This window comes from Bacillus sp. NMCC4 (genome assembly GCF_002998555.1).
In the GTDB taxonomy this organism is placed as follows: Bacteria; Bacillota; Bacilli; order Bacillales; family Bacillaceae; genus Bacillus.
This window is the reverse complement of record NZ_PVRA01000007.1, coordinates 148,599-165,257: the sequence shown is the minus strand read 5'-3', so window position 1 is coordinate 165,257 and position 16,659 is coordinate 148,599. Positions and strand designations below refer to the sequence as shown.

The window sequence follows — 16,659 nt, the reverse complement described above, 5'->3', positions numbered from 1 at the left end:
GATTGCCACACACCTAGCGAAGCTAGGCTAGGTGTGTGGGAGGCCTTTTTCATTAAATCCCATCCATCATAATTACGATGAAAATAAAAAAGATTGTAGAAAAACATGAGTTTCTCTACAATCTGAGAACAGTTTGCACTGTTCTTTTTTTTGATCATATATCGGCGCACCATAGCTCAATTTCAATTTTCAGCTCGGGCCATCCTAAAGCTGATACATAAGCAACCGTCATTGATGGGTAAGCTGTTTTAAAGATCGTATCCCACTGAGGATATAGATGGTCCCAGTCGATTTCTTCCGTTGCCCATATATTGACCTTGATGACATGCTCTTCGTTCAATCCTTCTGATTCAAGGATTTTTTTGATATTTTCAAACGTATTGGTTACCTGGTCGTTTAAACTTGATGGTACCTGTCCATCCATATCTGTTCCGACTTGACCCGATGTAACAAATAATCCCGCGCCCTTTGGTACTCTTGTGATATGACTATAGCTGCCAACGGGCTTCGGCATACTTTCTGGGTTTTTTCTCGTGATTTTTTCCATATTATATCCCTCACTCACTTTGATTTTTCTGCTAGATTCTTCCTCATGTAGACAGACTTCACCAATTTCTATCTATTCTAAAAGAAAACAGCAGTGGAGTATCCATAGCCACAAGGTAAGAACATCAATATTTTCTTTTTCATGACCGGTACACTCCTTTTGATTGCGTGAGCAAGGTTTTTAGATTAACTACATAGTACCTGACAAGTGACACACAGTCAAAATGATTTATAGACGATAACGTGCAATGTCCTGATTCAATCGTATGCTTAGTTCATTGAGTCTTTCTGCTGCTTTTGCCACATTGGAGATGGCTGTCACTTGTTCATCTGTGGATGCGGTGATCTCTTCGATCGCAGCGGCATTTTCTTGAGAAATATGGGCGGCGCCTTGCATCGCTTTTGTGATGAGATCGTTTTGCTCCAGCAATGCATTCAGCTCTTTTGCCATTGCATCTGTTTCAACGATGGTTTGTGAAATTGACGAAGAGATGGCATTGAATTCATGTTCTGTTGCATGTACCGCTTCATCTAACTCAGCAAAACGATCCATTGTGCTCGACATCATACCGGCTGTTACCGTCGTTTCTTCTTTAATGCCTTGTACCATTTGCTGAATTTGAACGGCTGATTGCTTTGTCTGCTCAGCTAAATTCCGCACTTCACTCGCCACAACCGAGAAGCCTTTGCCGTGCTCTCCTGCGCGTGCAGCCTCAATGCTTGCATTCAGCGCAAGTAAATTCGTCTCATTTGAAATGCTTTCAATCGTATCTGTGATTTGAGAAATATCCTGTACTTTTATACTTAACTGGTCGATTCCTGTTCTAATACCTTTAGACGCCTGAATTGATTGTTCATTTGATTGTTTTAATTTCTGAACAATTTTCTGGCCCTGCTGCGATGATTGACTCGATTGGTCAGAGATTCGTTTAATTTGATCGCTTTGTTCTTTGACGTTCTCAATGGATTGATTGAACTGGGTCATTTGTTGATTGGCTGCATCAAGGTCAGATGCCTGATGAAGCGTTCCAGTCGATATGTCACCAATCGCTCGGCCTATCTCTTCACTGCTGGCTGAGGTTTCTTCAGATATCGCCGATAAATCTGTCGCTGATTCAACAAGCTGGCTGCTCGTTTCCTGTAGACCGCTCACAAGTGTCCTGAGTTCTCCTGACATATGATTAAAGCCTTTTGCCAGCTGTCCAATTTCATCTGTTGTTTCTTTTAAACTCGTGCGTTCAAGATTCCCCGCCGCAATTTCTTTTGAAGCAGCAGTGACTTGCTTGAGCAGCCTGACTTTTCCTCGAGCAGCTAAATAAAAGACGCCAAGACTGAGAAGAGCAACACCTGCTGTAATGAGCATGATATAGAGCTTCATCTGCTCTAATTCTTTATAAAATTCATCCTGAAAGACGGCGATACCGATACTCCAATTCCAGGGCGTGAACTGACTCATATAGGCAAGCTTTTGTTTTTCTTCCCCGGTGGCATCGTCCTTATCTAAATAGGTCACATAGTGTGCATCCTCGCCTTCTGATTTGGCTCCAGCGACCATTTTTTCACGATTGGTCGTATTATCTGGAATGACGCCAATGTCATTGACAGGATGGACTTGAGAGGAATAATCTGCTCCATATGCGACGAGATAGCCTTTATTTTTATAAATAAAATCTGATTTTTGAAATTGGTACCCTTTCCTGTTGTCATTTTTAGGCCCGCTCAAGTAAATACGGGCTTGTTCCTGTGCCTGTTCAAGCGTCAGTTCTTTTTTCTCTACACGATCATTCAACTGTGCAAGTGTAGCCATTGCTCCGCTGACGATGTGCTTTAAATCTGCTTTCCCGGCATCAATTAAGACATGTTTCGCTAACAAATACCCCGTTGTGCCTACAAGTCCGCCGGTTAAGATCGTGATCACGATAATGGCAGACATTAATTGAAAAAAGACACTTCTTGACGCAAACGTTTTCTTTTTCATATACAAATTCCCCCTTACATCATATATCGTCAAGCGGGGAAAACTATTAAAAAAGTCATAAAAAAATCCCTTTCACTCGTTGGAAAGGGATTTTCTGATTATCGAGCTGTTTCTTTCAGAATGGCTTGATAGAGATCGTCTGTTGGTGTGAGGCCACATACTTCTTCCAGCACACCTTCAATGCCTTTTTCTTTTCTTAATGCCTGCAAACGAACCGCTTCTTCGTCTTCGGCAAAGTCATAAGCGAGAGCTGCAGCGATGCCTTTGATTAAGTACACTGGCTGTTTGATCTTTTTCGCTGGACCGATTAAACGGTCGTCTGCTCCCAGCTTTCTAAGAGGAGATCGTGCGACACGAGTGACTTCGTCGGAGATAAAAGCATTTTCGAATCGCTTGATGATTTTTTGAATATACGCATCATGTTCTTCTTTTTGAAAGCCATATGTGTCGATTAAATAACTGCCTGTTTCATGAAGTGCTCCTTCAATAACTCGGCGAATCTCTGGTGTATCGACGGCTTCTTTAATCGTTTGAACGCCTTGCTGATACCCGACATAAGCAGCTAGTGCATGCCCTGTGTTGACAGTAAAGAGTTTGCGCTCAATATACGGCGTCAAATCTTTTACAAAGGTTGCTCCTTCAATCTGAGGAACGTCACCAATAAAGCCAGTCTCATCAATGACCCACTCGAAAAAAGGCTCGACTGATACTTTCAGAATGTCCTCATGGTGCTGAATCGGAACAATGCGGTCCACAGCAGCGTTTGGAAAACCAACTGTTTGTGACAACGCTTCTTGTTCCTCTTCTGTTAAATGAGAGAAAACGGCTTCTTTTAAATGAGAGCTGCCTCCAATCATATTTTCACATGCCACGATGTTGATGATATGGTCAGGCTTTTTCTCTTTTAATCCTTCAGCAATCGATGAAGCTATGATCTTCAAAACGGCTGGTCCAACAGCTGTTGTAATTAAATCGGCTGATGCGACGGCCTCTGTTAATGCCGCTGTGTCTTGTGCAGAATTGATCGCTGTCACAGGGCCGACCACTTCTTGTTTTTGACCCGGCGCTGCGAGTTCAACCGTGTATTCTCCTCTTTCATTCAGCTCGTTGATGACCGCTTCATTTACATCGGTAAAGACAAGCTCAAAGCCTGATGTTTTTAACAAAGATCCGATAAACCCTCTGCCGATATTTCCTGCTCCAAAATGAAGTGCCTTCATGTTAGTTCACCTCGTTAAAGATGGCGATCAGTTCATCCTGATCCTTTGCATGGATGATGCGTTCTACATTTTCTTCTTCTGAACAGACAATCGCAATTTGAGAAAGAATATCGAGGTGTTCGTTGTTTTTACCAGCGATGCCAAAGACAACTTTGGCGATATTTCCTTCTCCGTATTCAACACCTTCTGGAATTTGAATGATGGAAATCCCAGAATGAAGGACAGCCGCTTTCGCATCCTCTGTTCCATGAGGAATCGCAATCCCGTTGCCCATAAATGTAGATGAGATATTTTCTCTTTCAAACATTTTGTCAACATAATCACTTGTGACATAGCCGTTTGCCACTAGGACCTCGCCCGCTTTTTTAATGGCTTCTTCTTTTGAGCCTGCTTGTTCGTTTAGAAAAATATTGTCTTTTGAAAGTACTTGTTTCATGAATGATCACACACCTTTTTTAGAATGGAAAATCAGAAAAACAACCAAAACGGGGAGTTCAATAAAGAAAAATTGAACTCAACCCGTTTCGTCATGTTATTTTTTCAATTTCTCAATCAGCTCATCGTATTTCGGGCTGTTTAAGAAATTATCAACTGAGATATGCACAGCGCCCGGCAGTTTCGCCTTGGCTCTGTCTGTTAAATCTTTATGAGTAAAGACCACATCGGCGTCATCTGGGATGTTGCTGATGGATGTGTTTGTCACATCAATATCAAGCTCTGCCTTTTTGACTTTATTCTTTAAGATGGATGCGCCCATCGCACTTGAGCCCATTCCTGCATCGCAGGCAAAGATGATTTTGTTCACGTCATCTGGATTGACATCACTTGGAGATGCTGCTTGCTCATTTGCTTCAGCATCTTCTTTTTGAGCTGTAAGAGCGGCGGCTGCAGCGCTTTTCTTCCCTTTCATGTCCTGCATCTTTTCTGTTGCTGCTGTTAGATCCTCATCAACAGCTTTTGAAGCCTTCAAAATCACAGAAGCGACAAGGAATGATACGACGGCTGCCACGACAACACCTGCAAGAACAGCAAGGTGTCCGCCTTTTGGTGACATCAGCATGAGGGCGATAATACTTCCTGGTGACGGCACAGCCTTTAAGCCTGCATTTAACAGGGAAAAGGTCAGAACGCCGCTTGCTCCCCCTGCAATAACCGCCAAAATGAGCTTTGGTTTCATTAAGATGTACGGGAAGTAAATCTCATGAATTCCTCCTAAGAATTGAATGACAATCGCACCCGGTGCAGACTGTTTCGCATTTCCTCTACCAAAGAACATGTACGCAAGTAGAACACCTAACCCTGGTCCTGGGTTTGTTTCAAGCAAGAACAGAACGGACTGCCCTGTCTTTGCCGCTTGCTCCACCCCTAAAGGACCTAAAATTCCTTGGTTAATCGCATTGTTTAAGAACAAGACTTTCGCTGGTTCAATGAAAATACTTGCCAGCGGAAGCAAATGTGCATTCACAATGATATCTACACCTGCTGCAAGGGCTTTATTTAGACCAAGTACCACTGGGCCGATGGCGTAGAAGGCAATCGCGACAAGAATGGCACCTAGAATCCCTGCCGTAAAGTTATTCACAAGCATCTCAAAGCCCGATTTGATTCGATCTTTGAACAGCTGATCAATTTTCTTAATCAAGTAACCGCCAAGTGGTCCCATGATCATGGCACCTAAAAACATTGGAATGTCCGAACCGACAATGACCCCAATCGTCGCGGTTGCACCGAGTACCCCGCCTCGATGGTCGTATACGAGCTTACCGCCTGTGTAACCGATTAAGAGCGGCAGTAAGTAGTTGATCATTGGACCAACAAGTGAAGCTAATTGTTCATTTGGCAAATAGCCACTCGGAATGAACAATGCCGTAATGAGTCCCCAAGCGATAAATGCTCCAATATTCGGCATAATCATGCCGCTTAAATAGCTTCCAAAGCGCTGTACTTTTACGCGGAATCCGCTTTTTTCCTGCATCTATGAAAACTCCTTTCTTCTCTCCCTTTATTCAGGGCTTTATAGGTCAAAAGATATAAGAACAAGTGTCAGTGAAGCCCTTAACCTTATCGTAAAACGCTTTCACTTTCCCTTCAATTGAAACTAAATGTCACTTTGTCACTTAGTGTGTGACAAAATTGAAATATGATGTGAATTCTCTGTCAGAGCATAGGACAAATGGAGTAAAAAGGTTGACGTGCCGTGGTTTTGATGCAAAATTCATTGGAATTTCACAACTTTCAAATAGTCACTTCTTGTTTCCTCTTCTTAAATCGACTAGGCTTATACATGATCAAACCTATTCAATCAAGAAATGTCTGCGCAGACATGACACAGAAAAAGTGAACCATCTTGCTGTTTGTTTCGTTTACCTTTTAGAGTGAGCGGCACAATAGGAGGAGCGGTTTTTTCTGTGACTCACAGTTTACTGCCGCTTTCTTTCTGATACATGAGACATTTTCATAGGTAGAAAGGCGGTTATTTATCTTGTTGAAACATAGTAAGTGGATTCTGCTCCTTATCGTCACGTTCGCTTTTTTCATTCCAAAGGAAGCAGTTGCTCATGCATACGTCGTCAGCTCAAATCCAGCGGCAAATGAAGAGCTGGAGAAGCAGCCTCCTTCAGTCTCTATCACATTTAGTGAAGGAATCGAAAGTGGATTTCATGCCATTAAGGTGCTAAATGCAAAAGGTGATCGTGTGGATAAAGGAGATACGGTCATTAAAGATCAAAAAATCATGGAAGCTGCTTTAAAAAAGGATTTACCAAAGGGGATTTATACCATTCAGTGGAATGCGGTATCAGCAGACGGACACTCTGTCTCTGGCATGATCCCGTTTAGTATTGGCAAAGCGGGTGGCGGTTTTGACCAATTAGATCAAGGTCAAACGAATGAATCCATCGATGTAGCCTCGACCATTGATAAAGCCTTACTTTATACGTCGTTTAGCTTATTTCTCGGGACCATTTTGTTTGGACTGTTTTGGTTTAAAACAGCCATTTCTCCTGTATTAGTGAAACGAATGAAACGGCTTTTGACTTTGTCACTGATCATGATGGGCGGAGCACTCGTGTTCCAGCTGCCAATTCAAACAAAATCAGCGGCAGACGTGTCCTTTTTGGGGGCATTTCAACCATCCCTCTTACAAGAAACCATTGCGTCGACTTCTGGCGGTAGTTTGTGGATGATGCTCATGGTGTCATTTGTTCTTCTGACCATTTGGAGCATAGTCGCGATGAAAAAAGGGGATTTCACATCTTTTCGGGTCTGGTTGTTTCCACTGCTCTTATTCGCAGTGCTTCTCTGGCTGAAGGCACAAATCGGACATCCAGCAGCAACCGATAATAAAATACTGACAACGTCACTTGATTTCATCCATCTCGTTTCTGCATCGATCTGGGTCGGTGGTTTAACAGCCATTGTGCTTTTATTGTTGAAGAAGCTGCCAAATGAAGATCAGCCGCTCATCCGAAATACATTAAATGCGTTTCACCCTTGGGCACTGCTCTCTGTTGGACTCATTGTGTTTTCAGGATTTGTGAATGCCATCTTCATTTTGCAATCGTTTGATGCTCTTTTCCAATCAGCGTACGGAAGAACCTTTTTAATCAAGCTTGGTTTATTTATCATGATGGGCCTTCTAGGACTTGTCCATTACTTGATGCTGAGATGGGAAAAGAAACAGAAACAAAACGTTTCGTTACGAGCTGAGTGGATCATCGGAATCGCCATTTTGTTATTAACGGCTGTGTTTACCAATATTCCGAGCCCTCCTCCGCCTGCACCTGAGCCATTCTTCGGCGCAAACCAAGTGGAGCATCGTGACATTGTGTCCATGAGCATTACCCCGAATGCTCCGGGGAAAAACACATTCGAGGTCGCATTTACGAAGAAGGATGGACAAACGATTACAGATATTCAATCTGTGTCAGCCAAGATCCATAAAGTCGCCTTATTCGGGGAAGAGAAACCGAGTGAATTTCAGCTGAAACGATTAAAAAATGGTCATTTCTCTGCTGAAAACCTCTTGTTAAATGAAAAAGGTACTTGGAAAATTGAAATCCATGCATTAACTGGTTCTTTTGAAAATATCGATACCACATTTATTAGAAGAAACTAAAAGGAGTTCATACCATATGAAAAAATACGTTAAAGCTTTATTACCAATGCTTCTCGCTTCATTTTTATTGGCGATTCCTGTGAGTGCTCATGTCACAGTCAAGCCTGATACGTCTGCGACAAATGCGTGGGAAACCTATACGTTAAAAGTTCCTTCTGAGAGTGACAGTCCAACCACTAAGGTTGTCGTGACAATACCTAAAGGTGTAGAATTCCAGCAATATGAGCCAGTCCCTGGATGGAACACGTCAACTGAAGAAAAAGATGGCAAGGTGACAAGAGTGACTTGGGAAGCAACGGGTAAAGGCGTGCTTGCCGGACAGTTCCAGCAATTCGTTTTTGTAGCGAAAAACCCTGAAAAAGCAGGTGAAGCTGCATGGGATGCATATCAATATTATAAAGATGGAACGGTCGTTGAATGGACAGGCGATAAAGATGCTGATAAGCCGCATTCCATCACAAACATTGTGGCATCTAATACGGTAACGGATTCACATGGACAAGAAAAACCAAAAGAAGAAAAGGCATCTGAAACAGCCTCCAACTCTTCCTCACCACTTGTGCTAGGGTTGTCCATTGCTGCTCTAGTCGTAGCACTGATTGCACTGGGACTTGCTTTTAGAAAGAAATAATTGATTCGTAAGCGATCGTTTTCACGGAAACGATCGCTTTCATTTCTATCCACCTTATTTGAACACGAGATGCAAGGCTTTGCCTGCAAACTAGGACGATCAACTTCCATTTTCCCAACCTATTATTACCAACATAGGATTGAATAGGATAATGGTGCATGCCATAATGAGACACATGACCACCTAGGAGGCTATGAGATGAACCATCTAATTATATTTGCTCATCCCCAGCAAAGCTTAAATCAAACCTTATTAGATCTTGTTGTCAGCACTCTTTTGAACAATGGTCATGAAGTGACTGTTCGTGATGTCTATGCTCTTGGTTTTTCGCCAGAGCTAAGCATGTTGGAAAAGGCTGCGATCAAACGGGGTGATGTCCCAATTGCCATTCAAACAGAGCAGAAGCTGATTCAGCAAGCAGATGTCCTAACGTTTATTTTTCCCATTTGGTGGACAGGCTTACCCGCTATGCTAAAGGGCTATGTAGAACGCGTTTTTTCTGAGGGCTTCGCTTATCAAATCAATGAGCAGGGGGCTATTGAAAACCTGCTTCGGCACAAAAAAGGTGTCATTATCAACACGCACGATGCTCCAAGGACCTTTCTTGACTCTAAGCGGATCATTTCCGCCTCCCATCGCATGACAACAGATACAGAAGTCTTCAATTTTATTGGTGTTGAGCCTGTTGAACGACTTTTGTTCAGCAGCATGGAGCAGGCACCAGCAGATTACATCCACGAAATTCTGAAAGAAACAAAAGAAACGGTGGAGCAGCTTTTTCCGCCGGCTGTTTAACATAAAAAAGACTGCCAAGATTCCTCAGGCAGTCTTTTTCACGTTTATTCGTCTAAACCAATGGATACATATTTGGTTTCTAAATACGGTTCGATCCCTTCGATGCCGCCTTCACGGCCAATTCCGCTTTCTTTCATTCCTCCGAATGGTGCTTGAACAGCCGATGGGCCGCCATCATTCCAGCCAATGATCCCGTAATCAAGATTCTCTGAGATGTAGAGGCCGTTTCGATAATTTTCTGTAAAGAAATAAGCTGCAAGACCAAAAGGTGTATCGTTGGCTAATTCAATCGCTTCATCTAGCGTTTTGAACGTCGTAATCGGCGCCACTGGTCCAAAGGTTTCTTCATGCATGATGTTCATGGAAGGGTCTACATGTGTGAGAACCGTTGGCTGGACAAAATAATACGACTTTTCATCATCGAAATGCGTATCTCCGCCGACAAGGATTTTCGCCCCTTTATCGACTGCATCTTGAATTTGGCCGACAATTTTATCAAAGCCGCGCTTGTTGATAATTGGGCCGATGGATGTGCCTTCTTCAAAGCCATTTCCCACTTTTAGCTTTTCTACTTCTTTGCTGAAGCCTTGAGCAAATGCTTCATGAATGTCTTCATGCACAATTAAGCGGTTGGCACAGACACAGGTTTGTCCTGCATTACGGAACTTAGACGCCACTGCTTGTTTGACAGCTAGTTCAAGATTGGCATCTTTGTCTACGATGAGCGGAGCATGACCGCCAAGCTCCATTGATACGTGCTTGACTGTACTCGCACTGTTTTTGATCAGATGCTTTCCGACTGGCGTTGAGCCTGTGAACGTGATTTTGCGAATCAATGGACTATCTGTGAATATTTCACCGACTTCTTTTCCATCTCCAACCACCCATTGCAGGGCATCCTCTGGAATTCCAGCTTCGTGGCCTAATTTCACAAGTTCAATAGCCGTCAGCGGCGTGTCTTCAGCAGGTTTCACAATAAACGTACAGCCCGCTGCAAGTGCTGGTGCAGCCTTTCTCGTGATCATGGCTGCTGGGAAATTCCACGGTGTAATGGCCGCAACAGGACCAACTGGCTGCTTTGTGACAAAAAGGCGTTTGTTCGTCGTATGTGACGGAATGGTTCTGCCGTATATCCGTTTGGCTTCCTCTGCGTACCATTCAATGTATCCAGCTGCATAGACGATTTCGCCTAATGCTTCTTGATACGGCTTCCCGTTTTCTTCCGTGATGATTTTCGCGAGCCTTTCTTTATGTTCAATCATGAGGTCAAACCACTTGCGAATGATATTGGCACGTTCATGCGCAGACATTTTTGCCCATGCTTTGAATGCTTTGTGTGAGCGGGTAATGGCGTCTTCGATCTGTTCTTTTGTATGCTGAGCAACTGAAGCAATTTCTTCTCCTGTTGCAGGATTATACACTTTGAGTTCGTTTGTCATGCTCTACCGTCTCCTTCGATCTTGGATTCATTACATATAGTATATACCCAATGAGTGCCCAACCTAAAAGCAATATCCATTCAGCTGGCCATGATAAGGAGGCCGGCATTCCTGGAAAATAAAATGAAAGAAAAAGGAGACTCAGCCCGATAGCTAAAACGCCTGTCGTCCGCCAATACTTAATGCGGTATGGACGCTCAAGCTCTGGTTCTGCTTTTCGAAGTCTCATAAAGGCAATGGACACTATTAAGTACCCAACGATAATTCCGACACCGCCCGCATTGACAATCCACACGAGGGCAGGACGCCCTAGTAATGGAGCAAAAAAAGCCAAAGCACCAAGAAATAAAATGGCATTTGTCGGCGTTTTATACTTTGGATGAATATACGCAAACCATTTGGAAATCATGCCTCTTTCCGCCATCGCATATAGAATACGGCTTGCACCGATGATAAAAGCATTCCAGCTCGTCACAATCCCTGCTACACCGCCAATGACAAGCACTGTTCCAAACGCCTGATGACCGAGCAGCTGCACCATCGCATCTGCTGTCGCCAATGAAGAGGCTTCAAGCTGTCCTTTTGACAGCCCCGCAGCTACCCCAAAGACAATAAGCAGATAAAATACGACCGCACTCACGATGGAGATAATTAATATTCTCCCAATGATTTTCTTTGGCGCATTAATCTCTGCTGCTACTTGCGGAATCACATCAAATCCAACGAATAAAAAAGGAATCATGACTAACACGGCCATAAGACCGCCAACCCCGCCTTGAAACATTGGCTCAAGGTTTGCAAAATCTCCATTAAATGTCGCGCCACCTAAAAGGAGAAAGCCTGTCAAAATAATCGCTACAGTGAACACAGACTGAAAAATGGCCGCAGGCTTTGCCCCAATGTAATTCAGTGCTGTTAAAAACAATGCACCACCAGATCCAATCAACACCCATGTGAAATAAACGTCCCATCCCCCTATATTCCATAGGAAGCCAACATGCTGTGTTGGAATGACATAATCAATAACTGTCGGCAAGGCAACAGCTTCAAACGTAATGACGGACACATAACCAAACAATACGCCCCATGCTGAGACGAACGCTGATTTCATCCCAAATGCCCGCTGGACAAAGACGAGCCCTCCTCCCGTCTCTGGAATTGCAGACGAAAGCTCAGCATACGTGAGTCCAATAAAGATGACGAGAATACCGCCGATGACAAAGGCGATGACACTGCCTAAAAATCCTGCTGTTAAAATCCAATCTCCCGAAAGTACAACCCAGCCCCATCCAAGCATTGCACCAATGGATAAAAACAGTACGTCAGACTGCGACATGGTTTTTGCCATTTGTTGTTTTTGCATACAACCATCCCCCTTTGTTGTTTAGCGTGCTTTGAAGGCGTCCTCGATGATCCCCAGTCCTTCATTCAGCAGCTCATCTGTGATGACAAGTGGTGTTAAGAAGCGAATAATATTCCCATTAATCCCTGCCGTTAATAAGAGCAGCCCGTGCTCATTTGCATATGCTGCAATCGCTGCGGCTGTTTTCTTATCTGGTGTACGCGTTTTTTGATCTTCCACAATTTCAATCGCCGCCATTGCCCCTAATCGGCGGACTTCCCCAATGAATGGATACGTTGTTCTCCAATCATTTGCTTTGTCCTCAATGACTTGTCCAATGTGTTCAGATCGTTGATTCAATTGTTCCGTTTCAATAATATCAAGAACTGCTAGTGCTGCCACACAGCCTAATGGACTTCCTGCATATGTCCCCCCGAGCTCACCTGGATCTGCCGCATCAAGCAGTTCTTTTCTGCCAATAACACCGCTCAGTGGTAATCCAGCAGCAAGAGATTTTGACACCGTGATTAAGTCCGGCACCACATCAAAGTGCTCAATCGCAAAGTATTTCCCCGTTCTCGCAAAGCCTGTTTGGATCTCATCTGCAACAAAGACAATCCCGTGCTGCTGACAGAATGAAGCAACATGCTGAACAAAACGCTTCGTTGGTACAATGAATCCGCCCTCCCCTTGGACTGGTTCCATGACCACACATGCAACGGTTTCTGGTGCAACGGCTGCGACGAAGAATTGATTGAATTGATCAATGATGTACTCATCGTAGGCTGCATCGCTTAATCCTTCTGGCTTTTGATAGTAATAAGGGTACGGCGCTTGATACACCTCTGACGCAAATGGTCCGAACCCAAATTTATATGGCTTGACCTTGCTCGTCATGCTCATCGTCATATTCGTTCTGCCGTGAAAGCCTCTTGTAAACGACACAACGGCCTGTCTTTTCGTATATTTACGTGCAATTTTCACCGCATTTTCAACAGCTTCTGCACCTGAATTGAGAAAAATGGCTTTCTTGTCATGATCGCCTGGTGTGAGGCGGCATAGCTTCTCTGCCAATTCAATATACGATTCGTACATCATGACGTTGAATCCTGGGTGAATCAGACTGTCTGCCTGTGCTTTGACGGCTTCCACAACCTTTGGATGTGAATGGCCTACATTTAATGTACCGATAGCGCCTGCAAAATCGATAAAACGTTTCCCATCGATATCGAACAGCTCGGCTCCCTTCCCCTTCGCTGCAAGATGACGGTTGCCATTACTCACGCCTCTTGCGACGTATTGGTCTCTTTTCCCCTGCCATTCTTCTGTTGAAAAACGGTTTGTTGTCGTTTGACTCATTGTCATCCATCCCCTTTATGTCTTTTTTATTATTCTGAATATTTTTTGGTATGATAGAAAGTACCAATATCATTTTTTTCATGGTACCAGAGAGGAAGGAATGACGAGATGCTGACAATTCAACTAGACCAAACAGGGGCAAACGGATTTATTTATCATCAAATTTATACGAAAATTAAAGGTGAAATTTTAAACCGAAACCTTCAGCCGCACGATCAATTACCCTCAAAACGAGAGTTAGCCGATACATTAAACGTCAGCGTCAATTCAGTGAATGGCGCATATCAGCAGCTGCTTGCTGAGGGATATTTATATTCGGTTGAACGCAAAGGTTTTTTTGTGGAATCATTAGAAACGTTTCATGAGTCAGGTCAGCTGAAACCCTCGTCCCTTCCAGCCGATTTAAAAGAGGAGTCGATTGCACGGGACGACTGGTATTCCTTTTCACATATCTCTGTTGATACAGCCAATTTTCCATTTAAAAGCTGGCTGAAAAGTGAACAAAAGGCGATCAGCCTCCATCAAGAAGCGTTTGGTGAGCTTCCGCATCCACAAGGTGTGTACGAGCTTCGGGAAACGATTGCCCGGTTGACCGGGCTTGCGCGAGGGGTCAAATGCTACCCAGAACAGCTCATTTTAAGCGCAGGCACGCAATCACTTATCCATTCTTTATCAAGCATTCTTCCAGCCGATCAAGTATACGGATTAGAAAACCCTGGCTATCGCCGGCTCTATCAAATGCTGAAAAACAATCATCACCGAATTGAAACGATTGGCATTGATCAAAAAGGGGTGCGGATGAGTGACATTCACAAAAAACAGCCGAATGTCTTAATCATTACCCCTTCACATCAATTCCCAACAGGGGTGATTATGCCGATTTCCCGGCGGATTCAACTCTTAAACTGGGCAGCCGATCAGCCCGGCCGTTATATTATCGAGGATGATTATGACAGTGAATTCAAGTATGGTACAGACAGCATTCCAGCGCTGCAAAGTTTGGATCGATATGACAAAGTCATTTATATGGGGACCTTTTCAAAGTCATTGCTGCCAGGCTTAAGACTAAGCTACATGGTGCTCCCGCAGCATTTATTGAGACGCTATAAGGAAGAACAGCACTTCTTCATTCAAACAGCCAGCCTTTTTACACAATACACCCTTCTTCATTTTATAAAAGATGGGGCGTATCAGCGGCATATTAAAAGAATGAATGGTTTATATGAGGAAAAGCGGAAGCAGCTCATTGAAGAGCTCGACACGGTTTTTACTGACAATGTACGGATTATTGGGGAAAATGCTGGACTTCATTTTATCGCAGAGTTCCGCTCAAACCGCACGCAGCATGAGATTTTACAGCGAGCCAAAGAAAGAAAGCTTAAAATGTACGGGATGGACCGTTTTACCCTTGATGAGCAATTGCCGGGGCATCAGGAAGGCTTTGTTCCACTCGTCCTCGGCTTCTCTCATATGCGGCCAGAGGATATTGAGCCGGCGGTGAAAAGACTGTATGAGTCGATTTATGGGAAATAAAACAGCCAGCTGCTTTACTAGACAGCTGGCTTACCACCGCTCTTTATCTACGGCTAAAATGGATGACACGAGTCCAGGAAAAGCGGTCTCGATGTCTTCTTTTCTTAAAGAATAGTAGCGGTGTTTACCGTCAATTCTCACTTTCACGACGCCTGCCTCCCTCAGCACTTTGAAGTGATGAGAAAGCGTAGATTTGGCAATATTCATCTCATACGTACCGCATGTCCTCTCGCCCGCTTCTGCTAAGCAGCGGACAATTTCTAACCGGATTGGATCAGCCAATGCGTGCAGCACAGAAATCAGTCTTATGTCTTCTTGAGTTGGATGGATTGGATTATTCATACGATAAATGTATCGTATTTTGTGCCAACATACAATCTCATGACTCGCCTCATACAAAGTAACGATACATCCTTTGGAAACGACTATGACTATATAAAAGCTGTCTTGAAGGGAAGGAACTGTCTATCAAACAAATGTAGATTTGACCCATCAACTAACCGTCACAAAACATCAGCAAGTAGGTATCATTCAGAAAACAGCTGCCGAACATTTTGATCACGGCACAGCTTCCCAGTTGAAAAAAGGGACAGCGATTTACTCTGTAAAGGAGCGAAAAGACCTTTTGATCGCCGAATTTAACGGACAGATCATCATATATGCCGCACATGCGGAAGGATAAAATACCTGTCATAAGATAGGTGTTTTTTAAGTTTCTTTTCTTGTCATAGGTCATTGGTTTTGTTATCATTGCAAAAGTGACCACTCGGTTTCCATTGTGACCATATGGTTTTGCCGATTCGGAAAGGACTTATGTAGATGAACGAAAAGCAAGAAGAGATTTTGCGGGTTTCAAAGAAATTATTTTCTCAAAAAGGCTATATGAGTGTCTCCATGCAGTCAATTGCCGATGCCTGTAAAATATCAAAAGCGTCTATTTATAAACTGTTTGATTCAAAGGAAGCTCTTCTATTAGAACTGATTAAATACAATCAGTGCAAAATGAGAGAGATTTCTCAGATCATTCATTCAGAAACGACGCTGTCCAAAAAGGAAAAATTCACAAAGAAGATCAAACTTGAGCTTGAAGAGTTTAAAGAGAATCATAAATTTTTGAATATGCTGTCCTTTGAAGCTTTTTCGCAGCATTCGCCCATTGTCATTAAACATTTACGCGAGACACGCTCCATTATCATGCAGCGGCACAGAGACATTATTTTAAGCACATATGGTGAATCTGTCGCTCCTTATGTCTGGGATCTTGTGATCGTCCTCAACGGATTAATGAGAGAATTCATCTTAATGCTGGCGATTGAGCATAAGAACATCCAATTAGAAAATGCCGCCGAAATGATTATTGGCGTGATGGACCGTGTGTCGAAAAAGCCTTGTTCCATTGAGCCTGTGTTAACAGATCAGCTGATGGACTCTTATTTGCTTTCTTCACAGGACGAATATGATGAAGAAAAGCTTGTCATCTCGTCCTTAACGAAGATCAAACAAGAGCTTCACGCACTGCCAAACGGAGAAGAAAAGGACGATCTCCTCTCTGCGTTTGAGCTGCTGAGTCAAGAATTATCAAAGGACCAACCGAGAACCTTTTTAATCAGCTCATTGCTCGATTATTTAGGTAAAAACAGCGTTTTATCACAAAACGTGTCACAGCTGAAAAGCATCATTCTATAGATAAAGAAGGGAT

The 16,659-nt window shown here is 43.4% G+C and carries 15 protein-coding genes; 6 read left to right on the top strand and 9 right to left on the bottom strand.

What is annotated here, in order from left to right; all coding sequences use genetic code 11:
- Nucleotides 1–154: 154 nt before the first annotated feature.
- From C6Y02_RS14775 to C6Y02_RS14755, 5 genes are all read right to left on the bottom strand, one after another.
- Nucleotides 155–547, bottom strand: a complete 393-nt coding sequence (locus C6Y02_RS14775; protein ID WP_060595555.1) for a RidA family protein — start codon at nt 545–547, stop codon at nt 155–157.
- A gap of 228 nt (nt 548–775) precedes the next feature.
- A complete protein-coding gene (locus C6Y02_RS14770) occupies nt 776–2,524 on the bottom strand; it encodes a methyl-accepting chemotaxis protein (protein ID WP_106031598.1) in 1,749 nt (582 codons plus the stop codon).
- A 98-nt stretch (nt 2,525–2,622) separates the two neighbouring features.
- Entirely contained in the window at nt 2,623–3,744 is a 1,122-nt protein-coding gene (locus tag C6Y02_RS14765; protein ID WP_060595553.1) for a mannitol-1-phosphate 5-dehydrogenase, read from the bottom strand.
- 1 nt (nt 3,745) lies between these two features.
- The gene (locus tag C6Y02_RS14760; RefSeq protein WP_034664060.1) at nt 3,746–4,180 is read right to left on the bottom strand and encodes a PTS mannitol transporter subunit IIA; all 435 of its coding nucleotides are present in this window, start codon (nt 4,178–4,180) and stop codon (nt 3,746–3,748) included.
- 96 nt (nt 4,181–4,276) lie between these two features.
- Complete coding sequence (locus C6Y02_RS14755) at nt 4,277–5,719, bottom strand: PTS mannitol transporter subunit IIBC (RefSeq protein ID WP_106031597.1); 1,443 nt, start codon at nt 5,717–5,719, stop codon at nt 4,277–4,279.
- Between the two features lie 507 nt (nt 5,720–6,226).
- On the opposite strand from C6Y02_RS14755, the gene C6Y02_RS14750 reads away from it, so the two are divergent.
- The 3 genes from C6Y02_RS14750 (at nt 6,227) to C6Y02_RS14740 (ending at nt 9,287) form a co-directional block, all read left to right on the top strand.
- Complete coding sequence (locus tag C6Y02_RS14750) at nt 6,227–7,861, top strand: copper resistance CopC/CopD family protein (protein WP_106031596.1); 1,635 nt, start codon at nt 6,227–6,229, stop codon at nt 7,859–7,861.
- 16 nt (nt 7,862–7,877) lie between these two features.
- The gene (locus tag C6Y02_RS14745) at nt 7,878–8,492 is read left to right on the top strand and encodes a YcnI family copper-binding membrane protein (protein ID WP_106031595.1); all 615 of its coding nucleotides are present in this window, start codon (nt 7,878–7,880) and stop codon (nt 8,490–8,492) included.
- Nucleotides 8,493–8,690: 198 nt separating this feature from the next.
- Nucleotides 8,691–9,287 carry an NAD(P)H-dependent oxidoreductase gene (locus tag C6Y02_RS14740; RefSeq protein ID WP_106031594.1) on the top strand — a complete coding sequence of 199 codons (597 nt, stop codon included), beginning with the start codon at nt 8,691–8,693 and terminating at the stop codon, nt 9,285–9,287.
- A 44-nt stretch (nt 9,288–9,331) separates the two neighbouring features.
- Here the strand turns inward: C6Y02_RS14740 and C6Y02_RS14735 are convergent, their stop codons facing one another.
- The 3 genes from C6Y02_RS14735 to gabT are packed head-to-tail and all read right to left on the bottom strand — an operon-like array spanning nt 9,332 to nt 13,427.
- Entirely contained in the window at nt 9,332–10,726 is a 1,395-nt protein-coding gene (locus tag C6Y02_RS14735) for an NAD-dependent succinate-semialdehyde dehydrogenase (RefSeq protein WP_106031593.1), read from the bottom strand.
- The gene (locus tag C6Y02_RS14730; protein WP_106031592.1) at nt 10,701–12,089 is read right to left on the bottom strand and encodes an APC family permease; all 1,389 of its coding nucleotides are present in this window, start codon (nt 12,087–12,089) and stop codon (nt 10,701–10,703) included. Before C6Y02_RS14730 ends, C6Y02_RS14735 begins: the two co-directional genes overlap by 26 nt.
- Nucleotides 12,090–12,110: 21 nt before the next feature.
- Nucleotides 12,111–13,427, bottom strand: a complete 1,317-nt coding sequence (gabT, locus tag C6Y02_RS14725) for a 4-aminobutyrate--2-oxoglutarate transaminase (RefSeq protein WP_106031591.1) — start codon at nt 13,425–13,427, stop codon at nt 12,111–12,113.
- 108 nt (nt 13,428–13,535) lie between these two features.
- On the opposite strand from gabT, the gene gabR reads away from it, so the two are divergent.
- Nucleotides 13,536–14,960, top strand: coding sequence for a MocR-like transcriptional regulator GabR (gene gabR / locus C6Y02_RS14720; RefSeq protein ID WP_106031590.1), 1,425 nt, complete (start codon nt 13,536–13,538; stop codon nt 14,958–14,960).
- Nucleotides 14,961–14,990: 30 nt separating this feature from the next.
- Here the strand turns inward: gabR and C6Y02_RS14715 are convergent, their stop codons facing one another.
- The gene (locus tag C6Y02_RS14715; RefSeq protein WP_034664461.1) at nt 14,991–15,302 is read right to left on the bottom strand and encodes an ArsR/SmtB family transcription factor; all 312 of its coding nucleotides are present in this window, start codon (nt 15,300–15,302) and stop codon (nt 14,991–14,993) included.
- 142 nt (nt 15,303–15,444) lie between these two features.
- Here C6Y02_RS14715 and C6Y02_RS14710 point away from each other — a divergent pair, with 142 nt between their 5' ends.
- Both C6Y02_RS14710 and C6Y02_RS14705 read left to right on the top strand, forming a co-directional pair.
- Complete coding sequence (locus C6Y02_RS14710) at nt 15,445–15,642, top strand: hypothetical protein (RefSeq protein ID WP_223251112.1); 198 nt, start codon at nt 15,445–15,447, stop codon at nt 15,640–15,642.
- Nucleotides 15,643–15,779: 137 nt separating this feature from the next.
- Complete coding sequence (locus C6Y02_RS14705) at nt 15,780–16,646, top strand: TetR/AcrR family transcriptional regulator (RefSeq protein ID WP_066031326.1); 867 nt, start codon at nt 15,780–15,782, stop codon at nt 16,644–16,646.
- Nucleotides 16,647–16,659: the final 13 nt, after the last annotated feature.

Excerpts from the sequence above, each read along its gene's own strand:
- C6Y02_RS14745 (WP_106031595.1), top strand. The coding sequence starts at position 7,878 with ATGAAAAAATACGTTAAAGCTTTATTACCAATGCTTCTCGCTTCATTT.
- gabT (WP_106031591.1), bottom strand. The coding sequence starts at position 13,427 with ATGAGTCAAACGACAACAAACCGTTTTTCAACAGAAGAATGGCAGGGG.
- C6Y02_RS14770 (WP_106031598.1), bottom strand. The coding sequence starts at position 2,524 with ATGAAAAAGAAAACGTTTGCGTCAAGAAGTGTCTTTTTTCAATTAATG.
- C6Y02_RS14740 (WP_106031594.1), top strand. The coding sequence starts at position 8,691 with ATGAACCATCTAATTATATTTGCTCATCCCCAGCAAAGCTTAAATCAA.
- C6Y02_RS14735 (WP_106031593.1), bottom strand. The coding sequence starts at position 10,726 with ATGACAAACGAACTCAAAGTGTATAATCCTGCAACAGGAGAAGAAATT.
- C6Y02_RS14755 (WP_106031597.1), bottom strand. The coding sequence starts at position 5,719 with ATGCAGGAAAAAAGCGGATTCCGCGTAAAAGTACAGCGCTTTGGAAGC.
- C6Y02_RS14760 (WP_034664060.1), bottom strand. The coding sequence starts at position 4,180 with ATGAAACAAGTACTTTCAAAAGACAATATTTTTCTAAACGAACAAGCA.
- C6Y02_RS14705 (WP_066031326.1), top strand. The coding sequence starts at position 15,780 with ATGAACGAAAAGCAAGAAGAGATTTTGCGGGTTTCAAAGAAATTATTT.
- C6Y02_RS14715 (WP_034664461.1), bottom strand. The coding sequence starts at position 15,302 with ATGAATAATCCAATCCATCCAACTCAAGAAGACATAAGACTGATTTCT.
- C6Y02_RS14730 (WP_106031592.1), bottom strand. The coding sequence starts at position 12,089 with ATGCAAAAACAACAAATGGCAAAAACCATGTCGCAGTCTGACGTACTG.
- C6Y02_RS14765 (WP_060595553.1), bottom strand. The coding sequence starts at position 3,744 with ATGAAGGCACTTCATTTTGGAGCAGGAAATATCGGCAGAGGGTTTATC.
- gabR (WP_106031590.1), top strand. The coding sequence starts at position 13,536 with ATGCTGACAATTCAACTAGACCAAACAGGGGCAAACGGATTTATTTAT.
- C6Y02_RS14775 (WP_060595555.1), bottom strand. The coding sequence starts at position 547 with ATGGAAAAAATCACGAGAAAAAACCCAGAAAGTATGCCGAAGCCCGTT.